Source organism: Bradyrhizobium sp. URHC0002 (assembly GCF_054059515.1).
Window position 1 is genome coordinate 7,910,720 of sequence record NZ_JBSSCF010000001.1, and the last position, 22,983, is coordinate 7,933,702.

The 22,983-nt window shown below is 58.6% G+C and carries 20 protein-coding genes and 2 pseudogenes; 10 read left to right on the forward strand and 12 right to left on the reverse strand.

What is annotated here, in order from left to right:
• The first annotated feature begins 617 nt into the window (after positions 1–617).
• Both ACVWVY_RS38080 and ACVWVY_RS38085 read left to right on the forward strand, forming a co-directional pair.
• Positions 618–761 carry a hypothetical protein gene (locus ACVWVY_RS38080; RefSeq protein ID WP_456632506.1) on the forward strand — a complete coding sequence of 48 codons (144 nt, stop codon included), beginning with the start codon at positions 618–620 and terminating at the stop codon, positions 759–761.
• Positions 734–943: pseudogene (locus ACVWVY_RS38085) on the forward strand (response regulator transcription factor); the annotation flags it as partial. The gene ACVWVY_RS38080 and the pseudogene ACVWVY_RS38085, both read left to right, overlap by 28 nt.
• Before the next feature lie 514 nt (positions 944–1,457).
• Here the strand turns inward: ACVWVY_RS38085 and ACVWVY_RS38090 are convergent.
• The 3 genes and pseudogenes from ACVWVY_RS38090 to ACVWVY_RS38100 all read right to left on the reverse strand — a co-directional run bounded on the left by ACVWVY_RS38090 (position 1,458) and on the right by ACVWVY_RS38100 (position 4,719).
• Positions 1,458–3,611 carry a LuxR C-terminal-related transcriptional regulator gene (locus ACVWVY_RS38090; protein WP_456631218.1) on the reverse strand — a complete coding sequence of 718 codons (2,154 nt, stop codon included), beginning with the start codon at positions 3,609–3,611 and terminating at the stop codon, positions 1,458–1,460.
• A 332-nt stretch (positions 3,612–3,943) separates the two neighbouring features.
• Positions 3,944–4,126, reverse strand: coding sequence for a hypothetical protein (locus tag ACVWVY_RS38095; protein WP_456631219.1), 183 nt, complete (start codon positions 4,124–4,126; stop codon positions 3,944–3,946).
• Positions 4,127–4,454: 328 nt separating this feature from the next.
• Positions 4,455–4,719, reverse strand: a pseudogene (locus tag ACVWVY_RS38100) (hypothetical protein).
• Between the two features lie 778 nt (positions 4,720–5,497).
• Here ACVWVY_RS38100 and ACVWVY_RS38105 point away from each other — a divergent pair.
• On the forward strand, positions 5,498–5,761 hold the full coding sequence (locus ACVWVY_RS38105; protein ID WP_456631220.1) for a GlsB/YeaQ/YmgE family stress response membrane protein: 264 nt from the start codon (positions 5,498–5,500) through the stop codon (positions 5,759–5,761).
• A gap of 854 nt (positions 5,762–6,615) precedes the next feature.
• Here the strand turns inward: ACVWVY_RS38105 and ACVWVY_RS38110 are convergent.
• Positions 6,616–7,929: a hypothetical protein gene (locus ACVWVY_RS38110; RefSeq protein ID WP_456631221.1), complete on the reverse strand. Its 1,314-nt coding sequence runs from the start codon at positions 7,927–7,929 to the stop codon at positions 6,616–6,618.
• Between the two features lie 1,822 nt (positions 7,930–9,751).
• Here ACVWVY_RS38110 and ku point away from each other — a divergent pair.
• Positions 9,752–10,909, forward strand: coding sequence for a non-homologous end joining protein Ku (gene ku, locus ACVWVY_RS38115; RefSeq protein ID WP_456631222.1), 1,158 nt, complete (start codon positions 9,752–9,754; stop codon positions 10,907–10,909).
• Positions 10,910–11,151: 242 nt separating this feature from the next.
• Positions 11,152–12,249: a DNA topoisomerase IB gene (locus ACVWVY_RS38120; protein WP_456631223.1), complete on the forward strand. Its 1,098-nt coding sequence runs from the start codon at positions 11,152–11,154 to the stop codon at positions 12,247–12,249.
• A 341-nt stretch (positions 12,250–12,590) separates the two neighbouring features.
• On the opposite strand, the gene ACVWVY_RS38125 is transcribed toward ACVWVY_RS38120, so the two are convergent.
• From ACVWVY_RS38125 to ACVWVY_RS38135, 3 genes are all read right to left on the reverse strand, one after another.
• The gene (locus ACVWVY_RS38125; protein ID WP_456631224.1) at positions 12,591–13,010 is read right to left on the reverse strand and encodes a hypothetical protein; all 420 of its coding nucleotides are present in this window, start codon (positions 13,008–13,010) and stop codon (positions 12,591–12,593) included.
• Positions 13,011–13,018: 8 nt separating this feature from the next.
• Entirely contained in the window at positions 13,019–13,240 is a 222-nt protein-coding gene (locus tag ACVWVY_RS38130) for a hypothetical protein (RefSeq protein ID WP_456631225.1), read from the reverse strand.
• 285 nt (positions 13,241–13,525) lie between these two features.
• Entirely contained in the window at positions 13,526–13,807 is a 282-nt protein-coding gene (locus ACVWVY_RS38135; protein WP_456631226.1) for a hypothetical protein, read from the reverse strand.
• A gap of 148 nt (positions 13,808–13,955) precedes the next feature.
• Between ACVWVY_RS38135 and ACVWVY_RS38140 the strand changes: the two genes are divergently transcribed.
• Positions 13,956–14,195, forward strand: a complete 240-nt coding sequence (locus ACVWVY_RS38140) for a 3'-5' exonuclease (protein WP_456631227.1) — start codon at positions 13,956–13,958, stop codon at positions 14,193–14,195.
• 812 nt (positions 14,196–15,007) lie between these two features.
• Here the strand turns inward: ACVWVY_RS38140 and ACVWVY_RS38145 are convergent.
• The 4 genes from ACVWVY_RS38145 to ACVWVY_RS38160 form a co-directional block, all read right to left on the reverse strand.
• Entirely contained in the window at positions 15,008–16,648 is a 1,641-nt protein-coding gene (locus ACVWVY_RS38145; RefSeq protein ID WP_456631228.1) for a peptidoglycan-binding protein, read from the reverse strand.
• A gap of 271 nt (positions 16,649–16,919) precedes the next feature.
• Complete coding sequence (locus ACVWVY_RS38150; protein ID WP_456631229.1) at positions 16,920–17,339, reverse strand: hypothetical protein; 420 nt, start codon at positions 17,337–17,339, stop codon at positions 16,920–16,922.
• Positions 17,340–17,509: 170 nt separating this feature from the next.
• The gene (locus ACVWVY_RS38155) at positions 17,510–18,445 is read right to left on the reverse strand and encodes a L,D-transpeptidase family protein (RefSeq protein ID WP_456631230.1); all 936 of its coding nucleotides are present in this window, start codon (positions 18,443–18,445) and stop codon (positions 17,510–17,512) included.
• Between the two features lie 32 nt (positions 18,446–18,477).
• Positions 18,478–19,545, reverse strand: a complete 1,068-nt coding sequence (locus tag ACVWVY_RS38160; protein WP_456631231.1) for a glycosyltransferase family 4 protein — start codon at positions 19,543–19,545, stop codon at positions 18,478–18,480.
• A gap of 454 nt (positions 19,546–19,999) precedes the next feature.
• On the opposite strand from ACVWVY_RS38160, the gene ACVWVY_RS38165 reads away from it, so the two are divergent.
• Both ACVWVY_RS38165 and ACVWVY_RS38170 read left to right on the forward strand, forming a co-directional pair.
• Positions 20,000–20,248, forward strand: coding sequence for a hypothetical protein (locus ACVWVY_RS38165; protein ID WP_456631232.1), 249 nt, complete (start codon positions 20,000–20,002; stop codon positions 20,246–20,248).
• Between the two features lie 675 nt (positions 20,249–20,923).
• Positions 20,924–21,283, forward strand: coding sequence for a PRC-barrel domain-containing protein (locus ACVWVY_RS38170; RefSeq protein ID WP_456632415.1), 360 nt, complete (start codon positions 20,924–20,926; stop codon positions 21,281–21,283).
• A gap of 53 nt (positions 21,284–21,336) precedes the next feature.
• On the opposite strand, the gene ACVWVY_RS38175 is transcribed toward ACVWVY_RS38170, so the two are convergent.
• Positions 21,337–21,654 carry a hypothetical protein gene (locus tag ACVWVY_RS38175; RefSeq protein WP_456631233.1) on the reverse strand — a complete coding sequence of 106 codons (318 nt, stop codon included), beginning with the start codon at positions 21,652–21,654 and terminating at the stop codon, positions 21,337–21,339.
• 350 nt (positions 21,655–22,004) lie between these two features.
• Here ACVWVY_RS38175 and ACVWVY_RS38180 point away from each other — a divergent pair, with 350 nt between their 5' ends.
• A complete protein-coding gene (locus ACVWVY_RS38180) occupies positions 22,005–22,193 on the forward strand; it encodes a hypothetical protein (RefSeq protein ID WP_456631234.1) in 189 nt (62 codons plus the stop codon).
• 242 nt (positions 22,194–22,435) lie between these two features.
• The gene (locus ACVWVY_RS38185; RefSeq protein WP_456631235.1) at positions 22,436–22,672 is read left to right on the forward strand and encodes a hypothetical protein; all 237 of its coding nucleotides are present in this window, start codon (positions 22,436–22,438) and stop codon (positions 22,670–22,672) included.
• Positions 22,673–22,983 lie beyond the last annotated feature (311 nt).

The following is a 22,983-nucleotide window of genomic DNA, read 5'->3' on the forward strand; positions in this document are numbered from 1 at the left end:
AGCAAACGCGCGAGAAGATCCAGTGTTTCTCATTCCGCGCCTCGGGACCTACACTCGAGTGCGACGACCATCATTCGTAGCAAGAAGGTGGCAGAGAGAATGGAAAAGGAAGTGCCTGCCATGCCAAGCGACACCAAAACGCCTGCGCCCTTAGATCTGGCCGCTTTGACAGAGCGATTTCAGCAGGACAAGAAATCCTCTGAATGCTCCGGCCGGCTCAAGTGCGGGTGATCGCACGGCAATGCATTGATTCCGATCAAGGTAAGACTCGTTGTTCTCCCTTTGCTAAACACCCTGCTCGCCAGCACGTCGGACGCCTCCAGCGAAATCACGCGGATTCCCAATTAAGGTTATTACTGTTGTTCGCGGGGCTTGAGGTCGAAATTTTCGAGGGCTGCTTTCGAACCCTGACTTGCTCTTGCTTTTGCGACAGCAAAGCTAAGGAATAATCGACGTTCACCAGTACCTTGAGGCGCGGATCGGCACACACCGCCACAAAGATCGATCGGTAGCAAGATCCTCGGAGTCGAGTGTACGACTACTTTCACCCCGTTTTCCCAAATCTCTATATTCCAAATATCGCTAGCGTAAAAATTTTTCCCGCAAGGGGTTGGATGATGCAGAAATCCGACAGATCGGCAACGAAGGTCCTGATTGTCGACGACCACGCAGTGGTCCTGGCGGGTTGCCGGTCGCTGTTTGCGTCGGACAACACGGTGAAGATCGAGGAGGCATTAACGCAAATCCGGCGTCCCAAGTGACAGCGCGCGAGCTGGAAATTCTTCGGCTGCTGGGCCGCGGCGACAAGATCGCCGAAGTCGCCAATGCGCTGGAGATTTCCTACAAGACGGTGGCCAACACCACCTCATTGCTCAAGCAGAAGCTTGGCGCGAAGAGCCATTCGGACCTGATCCGGATCGCGGTGGAGATGGGGCTGGATTGACGGCCTGCCGGCCGCCTCAAGGCGCTTCGACAACTTCAAAAGTCCTTCGTTGCCAGTTGCGTTAAGGTTGGTGGTCCCGCCGGAGCGGGCGGCCTCGTACCTAATGAAGTCGAACCTTATTGCTGGAATGAAATAATCCGCTAACTGAGTCATCACGAGCCTGGCGGGCGCGGCGGAGATAAAGTCCGAATTTCTCTGCGCGCTCTGCCGCCAGCTTTCGGTAAGCCCTCGCCCGCCCCTTCCAACGGGCTTTGAGCTTGAGCTCATGCTCTTCAGCGGCAAGCCGCTCGAACGGGACTGAAGCAAGTAAGAGCATCGGTATGACTCGGCTGCTCTGCGCGGATTGCGGCCGGGTGTGGGAGGTCAAGACGCCCACTTGCGTCCACTCGTGGAGACGCGGGCGCGCCTTGTCCGAATTGCAATTTCGCGTCTCCCGATTATCCCCTGGCCCCTGCGTCTCATGAAGGGATTGCAACTAACGAGGCCGCACGACTGCATCCCGATCAGTACATGGCTACACAATCAAATCGTGAGCCGCATAGTGATTGCTATGCCCTAAGTGATCGTGCCGCGCCGCTGAAGTATCAATCGCATCTGCATCCTGGACTAACACCGGTCCGTTGTGTGCGGCAGCATGCTGACCATCTTCATGTGATTTCCCGCTCCCATGGCCCAGCTGCTGTAAGTCAAGAATGTCTGAAGAAGCATTGTTGGCGCCATTATTAAAATGAAAGGAATCGCCAAGTTCGGTGCCAACTGGTGATTTGGCCCGACCGGAGTCGTCGGAGGAAGCCCCTTCCTTTCCTTCAGCCTTAAACTTCAATGCCGAATGTGCGTCGTCGGCAGATTTTACGGACGCCATTTGTAGATCGTGCTGTGGTTTGTTAGTATCTAAATCGTCTCCCGGAGCCTCATGCTTGATATGTCCCTTGGCAGCTCCAGAGCCGTCGTCGGAGTCATGCAGGGCCTTCTGCGACTGACCGTGATTTAAATCGTCCCCCGGGGCCTCATGCTTGATATGCCCCTTGGCAGCTCCAGAGCCGTTGTCGGAATCATGCAGGGCCTTCTGCGACTGACTGTGATTCAAATCGTCCCCCGGGGCCTCATGCTTGATATGCCCTTTGGCAGCTCCGGAGCCGTTGTCGGAATCATGCAGGGCCTTCTGCGACTGACCGTGATTTAAATCGTCCCCCGGGGCCTCATGCTTGATATGCCCCTTGGCAGCTCCGGAGCCGTTGTCGGAATCATGCAGGGCCTTCTGCGATTGACCGTGATTTAGATCGTCTCCCAGGGCCTCATGCTTGATATACCCCTTGGCAGCTCCAGCGCCGTTATCGGAAGCATGCAAGTCGGGCTGCCATTGATCATGATTGGGCTCGTTATCCTGGCCTGCCTGCGTTGTGTCACGCGTGCCTTCGTTCGCGGCCGCCGCGACAACGTTAATGGTTCCGGAACCTTGGGGAATAGTGTTCGCTCGGTCGCTGCCGTTATCCTCCGCGTCGGCATCGCCAACATGAAGCTCGCTGTGGTCTCTGGTGATCCTATCGCCTTGGGCGAACTCGAATGCGAACGCCCCATCGTACACTGCAGTAGCTGGTGTGCCGTCGAAATTTGCGAAGCTGGGAGCTGCGACCGCTGCCAGTCCCTTGGCGTCGCTTGCGGGAGATGAAGTGAAGACATCAGCTAGGCCATCGCCAAACTCAAACGCTTGCGCGGCGCGGGCGGTACGATCGAGCTCGTAAATCAAGGCTCCGAAAGCCGCAATCATGAAGATGCCGTAGCTGCTCGAACTCGGCCTCGGCGCGTTGAGTGCTGCCTGCGCAAATGAACTCGCGGCCGTCTCGCCACCCGGATCGACGAGCTTGCCGACCGGCCTTGACGTTCCAGTTGCCGCGCCGGCGCCGCAGCGCTCCTTGCTGGCGGCTCTTTCTGGGGTGTCACCTGTTACTGTTTCCTTCCGGCTGATTTTGATAGTGACAACCTCCGGGGAGCCGTTTGCGGCCATGACCGTGAAACTTTCGATCGCGGTGTGACCGGCGTCGACTGAATCGTCCAACGCCGCCAGGATAGCAGCTGCCAGGATACTCATCGCGCCATAACGGCGCGAAAGGGCGAGCGCGGCGAGCTCCGTACGGCTGCTGATTCCGAGCTTCTGTCGCGCGTGGTTGAGGTGAATCCTGACGATGTCCGGGACGACACCGAGCACCCGAGCAATAGCGCTGTCTGACAACCCCTCGGCGACGAGATCCATGATCGTCCGCTCGTTGACGGTCAGAATTGCCAGAACGTTATTACCGAACGACGCGATTCCATTGGCTTCGTTACCGACCCTCGCCAGGTCTGACCCCGGTTTTTCCAGCCTCACGGACTGCACTAGTGCTTCCGGTTTGGCGCTCATCGATATCATGCCGCAAGCACCGGTCGCTATTGCTGTGGCAAGATCGCCACAGGCGACAGAAGCGGTGAAGAACACCAGTCGGGAAGAAGGGCCTTTGTCGCCCACGACGGCCAGCATGTCGGACGCGGTCACATCCGTGAACCCGTCCTCCAGTAACACCACATCTGGCGTCAGCCTGCGAATCGCTGCAAGGCAACTAGCTCCATCGAGACAGCATGCAACCACCTCGAAATCGCGCTCCGAACAGCGATACAAGACCTTGCAAAACAATGGGACGTCGATCTGCTATTACCAGTCTAACGCGATGCATGGCTCCTTCCTACTCGGCCTCGTAACGCATGAGACGGATGAAGGTTCCGGTTATAAACGCCTCCTTACCAGCCCGCCAGACCATCGAGGCAGGTGCAAACCATCGGGTTTCCACTCAACGCGGCCCTGCACGGCCGAGGGCACGCGTAAGGGCGCTATTCCGCCAGCCTGGCTAACCATGACGGAAATCGTTTCGCGATACCGCTCACGGCGGACGTCGGGCGACAACGCCATGAGTGTGTCGAATTTGATGATGGCACCCTTGACGCACTCCGCCAGGGATGCGTCAGGCATCAGGAGGCCATGACGCCACCCTCGACCGCAATGCCGCGGTGCGCCGGCGCGCCGACCGGTTGCCTGTGGCCGAGCAATTTCTCTGCCACCCACATTGCGGGGCTCGCGCAAAAGAGGCTGGTTGAGCTCGCCGAGTGATGGTCGTAGTTGATTGCCTCCATGCAGCGCCCTGCGGAGTTCATGACGCACCTCGATTCTATGAAAAATGCGATTAGGTTCGGCGCTACCTAAATACCCCGTCGCCCCCAAACAAACCTGGCGAGAGCCACCAATTGGAAGCACGATTTCATGCCCAGCCGCCAAGGAGTTGGCCGATGGATTCTGCGGTCATCCCGCGCTCGCCGCCTTGACAGCGTGCCATCGGTTGGCACTTCAAAAGTGACATACCAAGTGTAGTTCATGCCGCGATGCCGCCGCCTCTCGCCTGTCCGCGCCGGAACGATAAAAAACGCCGCCACCGGGGTTGAAGCGGTGACGACTCTTTTTCACGCTTGCCGCCGAAACAATCCTCTACCGCCGTGCTCCAACGCGATTGACGCCACCATTCATATTTGCCACCGGCATTGTGACGGACCGCCGCACGCGCCACCGGACGAGGCCTGAGCACGACGCCTGCGCGGGCAATGCACCCTCCGGGATATCGCTCGTATGTGCAGTACACGACCGCCTTAGCTGGCGCGGGATTGAGAGTGACACCTGCAAGCCCCAACAGGGCGCTAGCAGCGATCTCGGCAACTGTCGCTAATTTGATCGAAAGACGCTTCCTCGAATGCATGGCGCACTCCTCTTCGCACTTGCGGAGCCGCCTCACCGATCCACGAACTGGAGCGATACATGCGGTGCAAAGATTGCTCAAGACTTCGGGGGCGCCCGTACAAGCGCAGCCATCTGGTGGCGTTGCGTATCACCAAGATCAGCGCGAGCGATCCGCCGTCAACATCGTGGCCGGGCAAGCGGTGAGGGAAAAGGCCCTCGCCAACAAGACGTCCTTATTCTTTGGCCGCATTCCATGTTTGCGCGCCGCACTCGCATTTGAACATTCGAACAGTCTGGCCGGTGCCCGGATTAAGCATCTTGAGCTTAAGAACCGGCTTTGCACCGCAGTAACAGGGAGGAGCCGGGTTAGGCTCATATTTGGAAAATACTTCGTTCTTGAAATCTCTGTTCACGATACTGCCTCGCCGTTGAGAGCAAGCAGACCATCAAGTTAAAAAGTGAACATTAGTTCCCTTTAGATATATTACTCCACTCCAGTCGCGGCCCTTAAGAATAGGGGCACCGTGACGCTGGCTCGGTCCGGCCGCCAGCCTTCCATGCGGACATGACCATGGGGGCTTCGGCCTCGGCTTGATCGGCGACGCCCGGCCTTCCAATAACCGTTGCCGAGCAGTCCCAGCGTGCATCTTCGGCCCATGACCCCGGGCCGCCCCTATGGCTTGGATGTCTTGGTGCTCATCCCGGGAGTAGTCCCATTGGAACCCATCCCATTTAGAGGCATTTGGATGGGCGTGTACCCGGCTGTCCAACTAACTACAAACGGAAGGACGATTGAAATGAGCATCCTCTGGACGATCATCATCGGCTTCATCGCTGGTGTAATAGCCAAATTCATCATGCCCGGCGACAACGAGCCGTCGGGCTTTATCCTAACGACAATTCTCGGGATTGCGGGTGCCTTCGTGGCCAGCTATTTAGGCCAAGCTCTGGGATGGTACCGACCGGGCGAAGGCGCTGGACTGATTGGCGCTGTGGTTGGCGCGATCATAGTGCTCTTTGTGTACGGACTTTTTGCGGGTCGGCGCCGGACCGCGATTTGAGATCGAGCCACCAGTGCCCCGAAGCTCGAAGCGTGGGGCGACGTTACCTTATTAAACTGCGTAAAGGCCGCAACTTTCGCAGGGAATGCGCTCGGCTGCGCTTTTGCCTGAACTGCTCCTAGGGTGCGTCCGAGTTTTACAGCAATCATTCGAGCAGGCGTGCCTTTCTCAGCCAGCTCCCTTAAGGCGCTAACATCATAGACGGTCCACGGTTTGCTGATTACTTTTCGCATACCAGAACAGACAATATCAAAGAAGCGGACCTGTTCCGTAAAACTAGGGCTCACGATGGTCCCGCTCTCTGAGAGGCGCACGACAGATGAGCATCCACGGAGCTATTGGCGAAACGGTCGCATTGGCGGCGGACGTCTCGTCCATTAGGTTGGTGCAAACGGCCTTCGCTTGCATTGGCGGGCACAATTCCGAGCTGGCATCCGTTGGAACTCCCGAACCATTTGCCCGTTTTAGTCGCGGGCTCAAACGTAGGACTGCGAGATGGTGTTCATCGTGCAGGCTAAGCCGTGGAAGCCGGATGGGATTGAGAAGGTCGTTGCCGCTACCCGCAAGGAAGCGATGCGCGCTGCAAGTGACTTTCTGCAGAGAATTCCCCGTTGTCACAGTTGTCGCTGATGGACGCGTTTACGAGGAGTTCGCCAAAACAATGGTGGACGTGGAGGCCGCCTAGATCGGCTTTGTGCCAACGGACGTGGGCTTCCATTCGCGCGTTCAATTCAATGTTTCAGCCGCATTTCTATGACTTGGATTGCAAGCAAATCGGTGTAGCGACGTTCCATCGTTTCAACCCAATCGTCCGGTGAGGTTGCCACGAACCGCGCCGTCAGCACGGCCGCGGGTCACCGCTGCGCGGTGCTTTTCCCGTGATGGCAACACGGCGATTGCCTTTCGCGAGCCCTCCACCAAGCAGCAACTGCGGCAACAATTTCGTCCCATATTGGGGTTGGCAGATCTGCCGCCGCGAGCCTAACCACGTAGCGATTCCGCGATCTGTCCTGAGCCCATTCCGCCGCCGCAAAGTCGAATCCGAAGCTTCCTGCGTGGCGAATCGGCAAACCTCTGCATTTGAGATCGGCACACATCTCCGCAACGATCTCGCGCGCGGCTTTCTCATCGTTCAACCCTGCAGACGCCAATGTCAAATATAGACCATGCGCAAAATGAAATTCGGCAGCGAAGGCGGACAATGATCGATAGAAATGGCCCCTCATGCGCTTGCCATTTTTCAGAAGGGCGCAGATGCGCTTACTCGTCAACGAGCGGTAAGTCCTACTCCCGGCGAAGGGTGGGAAATGCGCAGGGAGAGCAGCGCTGCCGAATAATCGGACAGCCTTCTTGGTCTCAGCCGAGAGCCTATTCACGAGCACTTGCTGTTCTTCGGAGAGACCGCGACAGTTCGGAAAGATTGCAGATCCAAGACGGCCGTATTCGACACCTAGAGAGTCGAGCTTGGTATGGCTTCGAAGGAGAACGAGCGGGATAGCAGCCCGAGCGGCCCAATTCATGACCCGACGTATGCGTCCCGATTCACCGGAAAAGCATGTGGTGTCGAACACGATCAGATCAAGACGCGGTCGCACGCATTTAAGTAGGGCCTCGAAGATCCCGTTAGACATAGAGGAATCGAACGAAAGGATCCGCGGTCTGGCTCCCTTTCTGCGTCGGACCTCGTCAAACGATGCGCTCAGTTCGATCCGTTTCAGGTGCCTTACATGACCATCGATCAGCTCGGTGGTTTCACCGTAACCGTTCGGCAGGGTGATGAAGTCGGCTTCGAAGAACGTAGGCCGCATTGCCATTAACAGCGCCGAAATGGCCGCCATCCCCGATGCCGTATAGACGGGCTCGGCGTCTGCCAATTTCTCGAAAGCGTAGAAAGATGGACCGCGGACTTCGAGGTCGGCACGTTGGTAGTCGTATCTAAATTCGAACGCGCTCGATCTGGGGCGACCTGAATGCGTCCAGGCCGTTTCCGTGAGCGCCCAGTCTTGCAAGTCGTGCTCGGCCTTAAGCGCCGCTGCCAAGTGAAATTTCTGCTCGATAACCTCATCCACAGACCGCGGCTGCCTAAGTTTGAACGGGTTTTCGAGGAGGCCGTTTAGCAGTTTGCACTCTTCGTTCTTTCTGAGCAAATAGTCTTCAAGGGTCTCCATGCCGCCTTAACGCGGTGCATCAGGATTAGCTCCTAAAGCCACAGGGCATCCCTCCGCTTTAGGCCCGCCCAGCTCCTGAGGATGCCGGACGAAAAGGCCGCAAGTACTCGAATGAACCAGCCATGGGCGTACCAAACAAAGCCGGACGGCGTATTGCCGCCAGATTAGAAACCGGCATGCGGAACTATTGAGATGCACGAGACATACGACTGAGCATGCGAATCAATGACCGCCATCGCGACCGGGCGATCGCAGCATTATGAGGTCAGGACCAACCAAGTCTCAGCCGCGATTGTCGGCACCGCTAGGAACGGGTGCGGGATGAGATAGTTGGTGGCCAGACGGAGGATCTCGCGATGGCTGTGGTTTCCAGATTATTGCTCATTGGTTTGTTGGTGTCGCCGCTCGCTTCATACGCTCAAAGTAGCGGAGGCGGCGGTGGCGGCGGTGCAGGAGGCGGCGGTACGGGTGGAGGTGCATCTTCAGCCGGCGCCAGCACCGGGACAACTGCGGCTGGCGCGGCGAGTGGTCCGACTTCAGGGAGCCCCAGCGCGGCTGGCACCCCGAGCGCTGGATCCGCGGGAGCGGGCACCCAAGCGGTCAGTGGCGTTCCTAATGGCCCCGCCAATCTTGGAGGTAACAACAATTCCGGTAATGATCCGAGCGGCGCTGGTAACGCAAGCAAAGTACCCACTGCTCCTGGAACCAATAGCATTGGGACCGCCAATGCAACCGGAGGATCATCTAACAGCAACTCGTCAACGGGTACCGATTCCCAAACCACCGGATCAGCGCTCAATCGACGCGGCGGTCAAAGCGGCGGTCGTATTGACAGTACGGTTACCCAAGGGCCTAACGTGCCCGGAGACGCTGCAATCCGAGCGGAAGATGAGGTGGTCGACAAGAAAATTAAAAGCATCTGCAAGGGCTGTTGATCGAGCCACTGTCGTCCAGCGACCGAAGCCGGAACGACAATAAACGCATTCTTTCTCAGTTTATTATGCGGTTGAGCATGGCTAGGGGCGGATTGATTGTTCGTATAAGTCTCCGGATAGCCTTGCTAGCCATATTCAACGTGTTGCCCGTGAGCGGCGCAGTAATCGAGAGCCGCGCGAGCGCTGATGGGACCGTTGCAATTTCGATCGCCGGAGAAATCGTGGAAGGCGACGCGGAAGCGTTGAGGCTGGAAATACAAACAGCCCAATTTGCGAACTTCTCCATATCCGAAATCCAGCTGAATTCGATCGGTGCAAGCTTGTATGAAGGAACTGGCCTGGCAAGAGTCGTCCGAACCGCTTCGCTTAATACCTGCGTTGCGGAACGCAATATCTGCGCGTCAGCTTGCTTCCTCGTCTTTGCAGCGGGCTCAACCAATCCGTTCAGAATGGGGCTAGAGTGGGGGTACACGCGGCGACGATGGCGTCCGGCGCCATATCGATCAAAGCTACTGAATCCATGGGCCGGATAGCGAAACTTTTGGGCGTCCCTTCTGAGATTATCGGTCGCATGCTTTCGACACCTGCCAGCCAGATGTTTTGGTTGAATGGAGCCAACTTGGCGTCGATGGGGGCTGTTATTACCGACGGCAAGTAGCGGAATCCCGAGGAGCTGGCTGCACTTTCCAAGCCGCTAGAACCATTTGCCTCTAGCGACTCCGACTAACCTCGTTCGGCTAGCTGCTTCTTGAGATCCTCGATAAAGTCCTGTGCACCATACTGCGTGAGAAGTTCGCCCGACTCGTCAGGCACGTCCGCTACGGCCTTCGCGCATGGATGTCAGCCAGACGGAGGCGCGCCATGAGGAAAGCTCGAGGAGACTGAGCATGAGCGACCGATACGCTACCCCCGATGTACTGCCGGCCACCTGCTGGGTCTTGGTTGCAATAGTCGGGGAAAAACAGCGTGATTACCTGAAACTCCCGTGCTTGCAGCCCGTTAAGTCCCGGAACTACCTACTCTTTGCGTTGGAGGTTTGCGTGCCTGCGTCCCGCGCTTTCTGGAGAGGCTTTCTGAAGCTGTCCTTCGTTTCGTGTCCGGTCGCGCTTTACCCAGCGACCTCGGCGGCCGAGCGGGTCTCTTTCCGGCAGATTAACCGGCGTACTGGTCATCGCCTCAGGCACAAACTCGTCGACTCCGTCACTGGCGAAGCGGTGGATTCATCAAAGAAGGCGCGGGGCTACGAGGTTGGCGAGGACGAGTTTCTACTGGTCGAGGATCGCGACCTTGAGCGGGCGCGCAGTCGCCGCCTGCCGCCTGGCGCCGTGGAACTTGCCGAGCCGCTTCCGCACGAGAGTCCGCCGACAGTGCCCGCGGGGCTGCTTGAGCAGGACACGGAAGAAAATGACCACGATAATGAGGAGGCAGATCAGACTTTTGCCCGTCCGGTAAACTCACGAACGATCGAAATCGAGCGCTTTGTTCAGGCGGGCCAGATCGACGGCCGGTATTTCGAAAAGCCATACTATGTGGTGCCGCGCGAAGAGATCGGACAAGAAACTTTTGCAGTCATCCGCGACGCCATGACCCGCGAGGGCGTCGTCGGCCTCGCCCGTGTCGTATTGTCCTCCTGCGAGCGCCCGTTCTTGATCGAGCCGATGGACGGGGGCCTTCGCGGTATGACGCTGCGTTTTTCGAACGAGGTGCGCACCGCAGACCACTATTTCGGCGGGATCCCGCAGATGAAGCTTCCAGCGGAGATGATGAAGCTTGCCCAACACATCATCAGGACCAAGTCGACGGAGTTCGATCCATCTATGCTTGAAGATCATTACCGCGCCGCGCTTGTTCGCATTCTGCGCAAAAAGCAGGTCAAACGGCCCACGCATGGGCCTCCGGTCAAGCCATCGCAGGAGAACGTAATCAATCTCATGGACGCGCTCCGGCGCAGCATCGCCGCCGAGCGTACGACAAAATCCTCGCCGAAGCGGGGAGGTGCAAAAGGTTCGGCACGTCATCCTGCCCGGGCGCGCGGAGCAAGGTAGTTTCGCCCCGCGTACGCGGCCCACTGATTCGCAACCCTCACCCTACCGCTTCGTCTGCGGCTCGAGAGATTCGGCGCGCGCGCTGCGGCGGAAGTTTCCGATGTCAGCCCGGTGTCGATCGCTTCCGGCGCTAAAGACGAAAGCCTTAACTAGCGGCGGTTTGGACGGCGAACCCGCAACCTTTGGAACATGCGTCGTGCAAAAAAGTTCGTTTTGGGTGACACCCCTATGAGGCCTATAGTTTGCTAGTCGATTCGTCCGATGCCGCGCAGGTCATTGTCGATCCAAGGGATGCTGCCGAGTCGGTGGGCCTTCGACATGTCGCCGACGACCGTCCCGGAATTCACCGTAAGAAGTCGGGCTCAGGCTTCACTTACACGCGGCCTGACGGGTCAAGGCTAACCGAGGGGAATGCGCTGAAGCGGATCAAGGCGCTTGCCATTCCTCCGGCCTGGACAGATGTGAGGATTTGTCCGTCCGCCAATGGCCATATCCAGGCAACGGGCCGTGACGCCAAGGGGCGCAAACAATACCGTTATCACCCCCGCTTCCGCGAGATACGAGAAAGCACGAAATACGAGCGTGTGGTGGCGTTTGCGGACGAGCTGCCGACTATCCGGGAACAGGTGCGTGAGCACATGAGCCTGCGCGGATTGCCCCGGGAGAAGGTGCTTGCGACCGTCGTGCATCTCCTTGAGACCACGTTGATCCGCGTCGGTAATGACGATTACGCCAAGCAGAATAACAGCTACGGATTGACCACCTTGAAGAACCGCCACGTCGCGATCGACGGGAACGAGGTGCGTTTCCGCTTTACGGGCAAGAGCGGCAAGCAGTGGTCCTTACGCGTGCGGGACCGACGGATTGCCAAGATCATCCGAGCTTGTCAGGATTTGCCCGGACAAGAGCTGATTCAGTATGTCGATGAGCAGGGTGTATGTCAGGACGTCACATCGACGGACGTAAACGACTATCTTAAGGAAATAACCGGCAAGGACATCACGGCCAAGGATTTCCGCACTTGGGCGGGAACGGTTTTGGCGGCGATGGCCCTCTCTGAATTTGAGAGTTTCGATAGCGCTGCGCAGGCGAAGCGCAATCTTCGTAGCGCGATTGAAAAGGTATCGGCGCGGCTCGGCAATACGCCGACAATTTGCCGCAAGTGCTACGTTCATCCCGAAGTTCTGAACTCCTACATGGACGGCAACCTTGTTCTGCAGATCCAATCGCAGGCGGAGAGTGAGCTTCGAAGCGCCGTGGGAAGCCTGAAGGCTGAAGAGGCCGCGGTGCTTGCGATGTTGCGCAATCGACTTGTGAAAGAAGCAGCGCGGCCCGGGTAGCTCCGCCGCAAACCATGGTAAAGGGGCCCCGGGAGTCAGCTTGATTAGGCAGTGGCTATGTGGGCAATGACGTCGGACGGCGCGTCCACGACCGGTAAAAAACGGGCCGCTAGAGGCGAAGACTTATAGCGATTGCTTATCTCATCATTTAAGCTGACGAGGCGGCTGTCTAGCGCTGGATTACGCTCGCAGTCTGCCTCCAGGTTCGGCTCGCTCTGACGCCTTCAAGGAAGCTGGCAAGCTCCGGGCCGCGGCCGATCGGCTTAAGGCGCCAACTGACTGCCGATCTGGTCGCGTATCAAGATACCGAGCCAAGCTGCCATGAACGCTGGCTGTCGCGCCTACATCGATACGAATGAGCGATGTGCCACTGCTAGCGCCCCGCGCTCGTTCGTTTCAAGTGCAATCTTCTGCGCCAGCATCACATCGCCAGCTACGAGGTTGCCCTCCGGAACGAAGCACCATCTGCAGACACGTTGCCCCGCGTGGCTTAGTTCCTCGATGTTGGTCTGGGTGCCGTAGTGTATCCGATAGTGCGTGCCGGTATCGCTGCCGACGACGTCGAAATACCGAAAGCGCTCATAGCACGCGCGCTGCTCTGGCGAGAGCCACTCCTCCAGCAGGGTCAGTGCCCGCGCCCTGGCTAAGAGGAAACCAGGCCGCACCGCAACCGACACAAGCGCGGAAAGCAGCAGCGTGCCGATCACCGCGAGGCAGATCAAGGCCAGGCAGTACGAGCCCAACGCGAGCGCTTGCTGCATCACCGTGGTCAGCCGCCGACTAGGCGCGGATAGAACAAGGTTTCATCTGCCGTTGGATCAAATGAGTGGATAATCCGCTGTTCGGCCGGGCCAGAACGGACAGCTGCCGTAAAGCCTGCGCCGGTCAGTTCCTTGAACCGCTGCTCGGCCTTTGCGACCTCCGCACGATCCTGCTTGTCGAACGTGTGGCGGGTGTCACCGGTATGATCCATCACGATTTGGCTTGCCATTTTACGCACTCCGATTGGCTGCCTGAGGCAGGTTTGGCAGACCCGGAGTCGATCGATTGCCGGCCGCATCTCGAGTCCATTCCACTCCTAAACGGGATGACCGCAGTTGGTTCCTTTGCATGCGATCATAAATATCCGGCTCATAAACGTGCAGCTTTGCCCGTTTCGGGCGTTCGAACTTTCTCTCTTTCGCGTTCGACTTCTTCGGCGTCCTTGTCGGAATCTCGGCGAGTCACTGGTTCGACGATGCCCGGATCGACGGCATCGCGTCGATCGCGATCGGCCTCATTCTCGCCCGCGGTGGCGATCCTTCTGGCTCGGGAAGCAAAGGATCTGCTGATCGGCGAGAGCGCCGATCCGGATCTGATCAACACGATCTGGAATATCCTCACAAGCCGCCGCGGAATCGACGCGATCAACCATGTCCGCACGATTCACAGCGTGCCGGACTCGATTTTCGTCGCGATCAGCGCCGAATTCGAGCCCGGGATGATGATCGGCGACGGAGAAGCTAATCGAGGCGATCGAAACCGAAGTGAAGCAGGCTTCGCCCCGGATCAGCTCCATCTATATTAGACCGGAGAAGCGCTCAGACGCGATTGTGCAGGAACGCCCCAGGCGTGCCCGCTAGTAGGAGGACCGCCGCGTTCCATTCCTCTAAGTCGGCTAATGAAGGGGGGTACTCTCGGAAATTGCCGACAGTTTTGTGCAATTCATGGCCGACGGGATCTTCGTCGCCCACAACGTCAATTTCGACTACGGCTTCATCAGCTACGAATATGAACGGCTCGAGCGCCGCTTTCGTTTTCCGAAGCTGTGCACCGTTGCAGGAATGCGTCGGCGTTCTCCGGGGCATAAGTCCTATGGCCTTGGAAAACTATGCGAATATACGGGAATTGAACTCAAAACGCACCACCGGGCGCTGTGCGATGCCCGGGCACGAGCCATCTTCTAAACCTTATCAATCAGAGCCGTGAAGCAGCCCTGCCGTCCGCGCTTGAAGACGCGGCCTAAGGACGAGAATTTATAAACTTGGAGCGCCCGGTGGACGCGCGCTTGCTATTACAGAGCCGTCAAGGCGCGAAACCGGCCGACGGTAGCCGAACCCGCGCGGCGTCGCCGGCCGCGACCGGTCCGCCGGACCGTACCACGCCCAGCCCCCCACGCTCAGAGCGCCCTGCATCAACACGCCAGTCGGCGAACATCCGATATGCAATTCGGATCAAGATTGATCAACTAGAGTGATCTCGAGCCCGGTATCGGTTAGTGCCTCAAAGATGCGCTTCGCCATTAACTTCGCCTGTTCAGGATCAATCGCATGTCCGGGTGATCTCTGACGCTGTCCAATATCGCTGTCGCGATGATCGCGTTTGTCTGGTGTTCGTCAGCCATGGTCACCTCCGAATGTTCGGGGGTCCGAGCCGAGCACACGAACCTCGCCGTAGTACTTTACTGTGATGCCGACACAACGTGGCCTGAATGATCAGTGCAGGAGCCATTCACAACGCTATATACACTGCCCCTTTGCTCTCGGAGGTGGAAGAATGTCCAGCTTCCAAGGCGGTTTCGATCCCATAGGAGTTGTCGTTGATTGGCTCAATGCTTGCCGAGCGCGTTTACTCCCCGGATTGCGCGCGAGGCTGAGGAGGATTGGAACGCGAAGCCTACCGCCGAACATAACTCAGGCGAGCGGCGCCGAGCGTTGACCGCAAGCAAAAGGAGCCCCGCCAAAGCGGGACTCCTCGATTGGCCTGCTGTTCTAGACCGTTACTTCTTGCTTGAACCGGAGTCCGTCGATGAATTCGACGACGTGCTCTGGTTTACGCTGGGCTGGCTGGATGTGGACGAGCTTCCGCTCTGCGAGGGAGACTGGCCTGTCGTGCTCGACTGACTGGGCGTGCCCTGCCCCGTCGTCGAAGACGGCTGGTTCTGCGCTTGGCCAGCATTCTGGTTCGTGGTCTGCCCGGTCGCGTTCTGCTGGTTCGACGGCTGGCCGGTCCGGCTCTGAGCGCTGCCGGTCCCGGTCGGGCCCTGACCCGTCGGGGTCTGGGTACCGGTTGAAGTCTGGGTGCCGGTGGAGGTCTGAGCGCCCGTCGTCGACGAAGACTGCGACTGGATGCTCTGGCTCGCCTGCTGGCTCAGCCGGCCGGACACGCCGAGCGACGATACCGTGCGCATGTCGATGCTGCCGGTCACGGCGATACCCTGCTGACGCTGATACACGGTGACGGCCTCGCGGGTATCCGGACCCCAGATGCCGTCGGCTTCACCATGCAGCACGCCACGCTCGATCAGCACGCGCTGGATGACGCGGACGTCGTCCGGCGGAAGATCGACCATCGCCGCGGTGCTGCCGCTGCTGCTTGGGCCGCCACCATGACTGGCGCCGGCGAAGCGCGCGCGAGGACCGACCGGGATCACGTCGACAACGCGGCGCTCGCGGTCGACGATCACGACCTCGTCTTCCACGACGAAGAAGCTATCGTCGCGATAGGCCGGGAAGACGTCGATCAGAGCCGGGTAGGTCGAGACCGAGGCGATGGTCACGTTCGACGGGACCGCGATGCCGGCGCGAACCTGGAAGTTGATCGAGCTCGCGTTGACATGCGGAACGTTGCTCGCCTGCAAGACCGACTGCTGCAGCGTCGTGCGCTGCTGCGCCGTCACGTTCTTGCCGCTCTGGGTCTGGATCTGGCTGTTGGTCGCGGTCTGGCTCTGGGTTTGACCCTGCGTGTTGGTCTGGCCCTGGGCCGCGTTCTGGTTCGTGCCGATGTTCGAATTCCGGTCCTGGGCGCTCTGGCCGGATCCGCTCTGCTGGCTATTGGACTTGCTGTCAGCCTTGTTGTCCGCCTTGGCGTCGGCCTTGCCCTTATCTTGCGTGCGGTCATCCGTCCGCTGCGTACTGTCCCGCTCGGACTTGTTGTGACCGGCCTGATCCTTGTCCTTCTGGCCATGCTGCTGCGCGCGGTCCTTGCTGCTGTCGCGTTCCTTGCTGGAGTCCTGCGACTGCCGCGCGTTGTCACGGTCGGAGTCGCGCCCCTGCCCCGCCGTCTGACCCTTGCCGCTGTCGCGAGAGCCTTCCGCTCGGCCACGCTCCTGCGTGCCGGACTCCTCACGTTGTGCGCGATTGGACTCGCTGCCGCGTGCGGAAGACCCCTCCGCGGCCCGGCCGCTCTCGCGAGATTCGGCGCCTCGGCCCTGCGTCATTCCTTCATTGTGGGAAGCGCCGCCTTCTCGAGCAGCGGCACCGCCCCCGGAGTGCCCACCGGCCGACATTCCCTTTTCGCTCGCCGCGCCGCCGGCAGCGCCGCCCCCGCCACCGCTCACGCCTTGCGCGGACGCAAAGCCCACGCCCGCAAGCAATACCGCCGTCGTGACCAGCAACCTACTCTTCACTCTGTTCATCATCAGATCCTCCTCCTTGGTTGTTCGCTTGCTTCCCACTTGGACGAAGTTGGACACAAATCGACGCCGCCTCGCGACGCAGGTGTCCGTCACCGAGCAACCTGGCGGAGGTGCAATTGTTCCTTGGGATGGCTGATCTTGTACCTGGCGACGTCCGGTAATCCGCGCTTCGAAAACCACTGCAATTCCAGTGTTACGGATTGATGCGCCCTAGAAAAAATCAGCTCGGCGCAAATGCGCGCCGAGCCGAAGGAAAGCTCCGAGGGAGCCATGCTCACCAGTGATGGCGGTGCCAGCGATGATGGATGACGTGGCGTCCATAGGGACCACCGTGGTAAGCGAACGCAGGCCGAATGACGCGGCGATCGCGAGGACCGTAGTAAGTCGGCGCGTACCCGCCGCTGTAGTACGTGGTGGTGTATCCGCCCCACGGATAGGGATCGTATCCACCATAGTAGGCCGCCGGCGCATAGCCGCCGTAATAGCCATAGCTCGGATAGCTGTAGCCGTAGCCCGGACCGTAACCGTATGCCGACGAGGCAATGCCGCCGATCAGGGCGCCGGCGATCAATCCTCCGGCGATACCGGGGCCGAACCCACCACCCCGCCAGCGGGCTTCGGCGGGGCTCGGTGCCGCCATGGCACTGAGGCCGAGCACGGCTGCTGTTGCCAAGACAAGTGCAGTTTTCTTCACCTAAAGGTCCTCCTCAATTCGGTTTTGACTTGAGCTGTAACGAAAGCACTTTTGGAAGGTTGCAAGCCTCAACTAAAGAACAAGGGTGACGATGAACGGACGTTTATCTAGATGAATAGCGCCCGCCATGTATCAACGACGGCCGGCCGCGAATTCCACAGGCGTGCCTTTCACAACGCTCGCTGCAACGCGCTCGGCATCCAATTCGTAAGCCGCACGCAGCCATGCGATTCCGCCTTCGAGACCTTGCCTGGCTCGGGCGTCCCATGGATTCCGTATCCTTCCGCCGACAGGCTGATCCATATCGTGCCGACAGGGTTGTTGGGGCCGGGCTCGATCGTAAACGGCTTGTCAGTGCGAACGCCCTTGAAGTGGTAGTCCGGGTTGTAGCGGTAGGTCGGATTTCGGCTTGCCTCGGTTACCTTCAGCGTACCTGACGGCGACGGCTTCTCTTCGCTTCCGACGGTCGCCGGATAGAAGCCGACCAGGGCGTTCGATTTGTCGAACAGCTTCACGGTCTGCCGTCTCTTGTCCACCTCGATTCTGTCTGCCTTCGCGGCCTCGCCGCCCTCAGCGCCGCCCGTATCCACCACGACGATGGCTTCGCCGGCGCGGTCAAACTTCTTCCCGGGATTAAGGGCCGCCAGAAGCTGCTCGCTCATGTGAAACTTCTCGGCGATCGCCTCGCGGGGACTGGTGTAGCCGAGTTTCGGAATGTCCTTCATGTCCTCCATCTTCGAAGGAAGCTTTTCCAGGAAAGGACCGGCCACATCCTTTTCGGTGATCGTGTAGTCGGAGGTGACCGGCCGCTCGTCGGCCATTAGCGCCTTCCACACTTCCTCAGTCGGCGTATCGACGCTCGGCAATTGCTGGGCCTCCGCATAGGCACGCAAAGCCTTCCTTGCATTCTCTCCGAACTTGCCGTCAATCTCGCCCGGCGAAAAGTGCGCCCTGTCGAGCAGAACCTGCAGCCGGAGGCCGGCCGGCGTCGTCTTATCCTTGGAGAGAGATTTCTTCGACGGCTCTGCCGAATTGATCGCATCCGGGTTTAGTTCGGCGCTCACTGCCGGACCACCGGCGAGCACAGCGATTAAAACGAGTGCCAAATTTGCTGTCCGAGACCACATGTGCTCTCCTTTCATTTGGCCGACGCTCTCTCGAGGAGGTGCGCCTCGGCTTCCGTCTCCGTAACGAGCTCGGTGTAGCGTGCCTCGTACTCTCTCGCCATTCGGGCGGCAGTGAAGCGCTCCTCGAACCGGGCGCGGATAACCTTTCGATCGAGACGTGGAAGCCCGCGGACGGCTCGGACGGCGTCTTCCTCGCCGTAGACGACGAAGCCCGTGACGCCGTTCTCGATAACTTCCGGCACGGAGCCGGAGCGATACGCGATCACCGGCGTCCCGCACGCCATAGCCTCGATCATCACCAGACCGAAAGGCTCAGGCCAGTCGATCGGAAACAGCAACGCGGCAGCTCCAGAAAGGAAAGCTTGCTTCTTCGCGTCGTCTACTTCTCCGACCCGAGTTACCCTTTTGCCATCGATGTGGGGTTGTAGCTGTTTCTTGAAGTAGGCCGTCTCGGCCCTCGGAATCTTGGCGGCGATGCGCAGCGGCATACCGACGGCTTCGGCGATGCGGATGGCATCCTCCGGCCCCTTCTCCGCGGTCAAACGCCCCAGGAAAGCCAGGTGGGATCCTTGGTCGTACGAAGCTCGAAACAGGCTTGGCGGCAAGCCGTGGTGGATCGTCGCAATCCATTGCGCGTCAGGAAGTTGTTGGCGCTGACTATCGGAAATCGAAACGAAGCCTGCTTCAAAAAACTCGCGAACGATATCGGGCAATCCCGGAAGGTCCAGCCGGCCATGCACGGTCGTGAGAAACGGCGTTTTCGAACGACTGAGCAACGGCAGCGGCAGCCAATCGACGTGTGAGTGGATGACGTCGAACTCGGATGCCCGTTTCGCGATCGCTTCGACAAGAAGGGAGCAGGCCGCATTGGGATCGGCGCCTCTGCGGCCGAGACGCAGCGCCCGTGGCCAAACGGGAACAAGCTTTCCCTTGGTCAGGGAATCTCCACTCGCGAACAGCGTGACCTCGTGACCAAGGTCGACCAGCTCGTCCACCAGCCAAGCGACCACGCGCTCGGTGCCTCCGTAGAGCTTCGGCGGCACGCTTTCGGCGAGAGGAGCGAGCTGGGCAATGCGCATTCGCTAACCGGCCTCCGCGAACACGGCGCGCATGGCCCAGACCACGGCACCGGATATCAGGTAAGACACCGGAAGAAGTGTCCACTCGGGGCGCACGCTGCGGGGGCAGTCCGCTCCGTCAATCTCGCTAACGGCCTCAGCATTCGTCTTCGGAAAACCGCGAGAGATAGGCGAGGCCGAAGCTTGCGAGCTCGTCCACCTCCTTCCCCGCGTGCTTCGCATCTCCCTTGCAGATGCCCTTCAAGCAGACAGCGGCTGTCGCCCGCATCGACTCCGTGATGGGTCGCGCAAAAGATGGACCAGGCTGTCTCGACCGCCGTCCGCAACGTAACTGTGTCGACCATGCTCATGCTCCAAATGCGGAGAAGTGAGTGATTGGCAATTCGCGAAATTGCGAAATGTTTCCACTTTTTCCCGGTCGCCCCACGATCGTACTGCGGCCGGGCGGCGCCCCTTGCCGGAAGGATTGGTATTCGACAAAGAGTCCAATTCGGCTGGATCACGCGGCGGCTCACGCCTGCCGCTCGGTCCGCTCGCGCTGCATCTGCCTGCCAAGGGCGGCAATCTCGCTACGTGTGCCAACGGCAAACCGAAAATCATTCGGCGTCATCTGATGAACCGGATGCGGACATTGATGTATTCCGACACGGGGCAGAGAAGTACGCCGTTGTGGCGGCTCTCATCCTTGCGTGTATTGGGATGACCACTGGCTGGGTTTTCTGGTCTTGGACGTGCACAGAGCAATCGACGGTCGATAGGCTGAAACGCAAGCCTGCGAAGTGGGGCAGTTACTAGGCAACGGTAGGCCGACCACATTCGTCGTTTTATGCCCGGATTTTTTGGTCCATTCCGAAGCAACGCTTTTGCTCATCTAGGTTGCCGGCTTCGACTAAAGTTTGGGAAAAAGTGGCAACAAAATTTGGCCTAGACAGTTGAGGTAGCTGTGCCCGTGCAAACAAAAACAAGGGAGTGTGTGCATGGATCGCCCAATGAATGTTCTTGCGACGCAACAAGCATGGTCCATCTATCTTGCTCAGAACAGCGATATAGCTCCCAACGATGAGATGTGGTGTACGCCAGAACGCTTTTTACAGTGGCGTTGGCAAGCGGGAGAGAAGGACCTCGACGGGTCGACCTGCTTGGGGTTGTCCTTCCTATCGCACCTTCAACTTCGGCAGAAGGTTCTGTGAGGGTGATCAGGACCTTCTTGCGCGGGGTTATAGAACACAGCGCCCGACCCGATTTTACGTTAGCCGCACTGTCGTGCTGCTTCGCGGCGTTCATCGTTCTGGGAATGATGATGGTGATCGACGTGATGGCTGATAGGAACGAAACGCTTGGATCGCTATTGCTTGCTTCATCAACTGTGGAGGAGACAATGGTCACTGAAACAAGAGAAACCGGTAACCTGATCGGTAGCGACAAGGTTGAAGGCACTGCAGTTTATGGCTCAGGCGGGAACAAGATCGGTTCTATCGAGCGCGTGATGATCGACAAGCTAAGCGGCAAGGTTTCATACGCCGTGCTTAGCTTTGGCGGCTTTCTCGGCATAGGAGATGATCATTACCCGCTGCCGTGGCAGTCATTGAAATACGACACGAATCTCGGCGGGTACGTTACGGGGATTACCGAGTCTCAGTTGCAGAACGCCCCGAAGTTTAGCAACGACAACTCGTGGAATTGGAGTGATCCAACAAGAACGCGAGCGGTAAATGATTATTACGGCGTGGGAATCTAAAGTTTTCCGTGGGGCCGCTGCAAGGCGGCCCTTCCTAAGCCATCGCCCTAATATCAACTGTCTTTTAGAACGGTACGCACCTCATCCACAGGCCAGTTTTCATCGACCGGCAACACGCGGACGCTGCTGATGCTAACTAGCGCGTGGGAACTCACCCGATCATCAATGCGGACGAGCTTAAGCTCTGTGTCCGGTTGCCAGTTCAGGGTCACGTCGAGGTCGCCCGGAAAGATTTGCCATTTCGAGCCGTCATCGAGTTCCACAAGGTGACTTTCCGAATGCGATCTGATCTGCATGCTTGCCAACGGCAGTGCCTCCGCGAGGTTCCCGCGCAACCACTTTAAAAGGTCGCTTGCCTCGCCCTCGTTCAATGCACGCTGCGATCCTCGCCTGTTTGCTTCTCGACGTCGGTTGCAGTTTCATTGAATCACTCGTAGTTGACCGCAAACACCTTTCGATACTGTCGGCCCACATCCTAAGCATTGAGACCTAAAACTGCATAATCGGTTTCAGGGCCGTAATACCGATTGCTGTCGCACCGGTGGCGGGCCTTTGGACCGGGCGCGCAAAAACGATCTGAGTTAGAGGTATTTTCAGCCATCGTCGCTTGTGTTTCTGTTCTAGGTGATCAAGCCCGAAATCTAAGTGCCGCGTCGTGCGTCGCGTGGTTCTAGCAGCTCAGCCAAGCCTGATTTGCTGCAAGTCTGGCACAGAGATCATCATGCAGTTCGTCAAGCTTTTTCAGGTAAGTCACCGCCGCTATTTGCAAACGATCGAAGTCATATTCGCCGGGAAGATTGGTGACGTAACGCAAGAGGGCAGCGCGCCTGTCATCGTTTTCTCCTACATCGCTATGGACCAGCAAGTAGCTCCGCCAAGCGAACGCGCATGCACCCCTTTTATAGCCTGAATCATGGTACCTCCATTAGGATGAGAAATTCTCACAACCGTTTCGTTCCGGCATATTTCCGATTGTAATGTTGTTCAAGGCCGAGCGTTGCGTCACATTCGCCCCGCGGCGCGCTTCTCCAAGAGCAAGCTCGGAAATCTCAGCCGGGTCTTCAATCCCCAATCGGCCAACCGCAATGTTCTTCTCGGCGACAAGCCGCGTGATAGCGTCGCTAACGTTCTGATTCGATTGGGAGCTGATGAATGGATCGTTCTGTTATTGCAGATATTCCGCGCGACAAGTATGCCGAACGGTGTAAGCAACGCGCTTTCGATTATCTTGATCGGGGCGATCTCAAAGGCGCGGTTTCCTCATTTGTGAACAATATGGATGCCCGTTCCGATTGTGAGTTGCCGCACTACTTGGCAGAGCTCAGCGTCGCGCTGCGGATGAGTAAGGATGCGCAAGGTAGGAGGGCCTTGATCGAAGAGATTGAGTGAGGGGTAATTCGGATGACGTCCTCACCCAATTAAGGCTTATACCAGGCCAAGAGCTGGAGTTACCCTGCGTTGCTAGAGAACACAAAAATTGCGCCTGCCAACCAGCGGCCTCCCCAAGCAAGAGCACCGCTGGAGAGATCCTACGTCGAGGCAACCGCCACTGACAGTTCTACCATCCACCATGAAAGCGCCGATGGCCCCACCCATGACGCCAACCCGGACCAGCGTACGCATACACGGGAGGCGCGGCATACGTTCGCGGGGCTGCATAGACAGGATACTCTTCCACCACCACTCGGGGCGGCGCGACT

Excerpts from the sequence above, each read along its gene's own strand:
- ACVWVY_RS38080 (WP_456632506.1), top strand. The coding sequence starts at position 618 with ATGCAGAAATCCGACAGATCGGCAACGAAGGTCCTGATTGTCGACGAC.
- ACVWVY_RS38095 (WP_456631219.1), bottom strand. The coding sequence starts at position 4,126 with ATGAACTCCGCAGGGCGCTGCATGGAGGCAATCAACTACGACCATCAC.
- ACVWVY_RS38105 (WP_456631220.1), top strand. The coding sequence starts at position 5,498 with ATGAGCATCCTCTGGACGATCATCATCGGCTTCATCGCTGGTGTAATA.
- ACVWVY_RS38110 (WP_456631221.1), bottom strand. The coding sequence starts at position 7,929 with ATGGAGACCCTTGAAGACTATTTGCTCAGAAAGAACGAAGAGTGCAAA.
- ku (WP_456631222.1), top strand. The coding sequence starts at position 9,752 with ATGAGCGACCGATACGCTACCCCCGATGTACTGCCGGCCACCTGCTGG.
- ACVWVY_RS38125 (WP_456631224.1), bottom strand. The coding sequence starts at position 13,010 with ATGCAGCAAGCGCTCGCGTTGGGCTCGTACTGCCTGGCCTTGATCTGC.
- ACVWVY_RS38130 (WP_456631225.1), bottom strand. The coding sequence starts at position 13,240 with ATGGCAAGCCAAATCGTGATGGATCATACCGGTGACACCCGCCACACG.
- ACVWVY_RS38135 (WP_456631226.1), bottom strand. The coding sequence starts at position 13,807 with ATGGAGCTGATCCGGGGCGAAGCCTGCTTCACTTCGGTTTCGATCGCC.
- ACVWVY_RS38140 (WP_456631227.1), top strand. The coding sequence starts at position 13,956 with ATGGCCGACGGGATCTTCGTCGCCCACAACGTCAATTTCGACTACGGC.
- ACVWVY_RS38145 (WP_456631228.1), bottom strand. The coding sequence starts at position 16,648 with ATGATGAACAGAGTGAAGAGTAGGTTGCTGGTCACGACGGCGGTATTG.
- ACVWVY_RS38160 (WP_456631231.1), bottom strand. The coding sequence starts at position 19,545 with ATGCGCATTGCCCAGCTCGCTCCTCTCGCCGAAAGCGTGCCGCCGAAG.
- ACVWVY_RS38170 (WP_456632415.1), top strand. The coding sequence starts at position 20,924 with ATGGTCACTGAAACAAGAGAAACCGGTAACCTGATCGGTAGCGACAAG.
- ACVWVY_RS38180 (WP_456631234.1), top strand. The coding sequence starts at position 22,005 with ATGCAGTTCGTCAAGCTTTTTCAGGTAAGTCACCGCCGCTATTTGCAA.
- ACVWVY_RS38185 (WP_456631235.1), top strand. The coding sequence starts at position 22,436 with ATGGATCGTTCTGTTATTGCAGATATTCCGCGCGACAAGTATGCCGAA.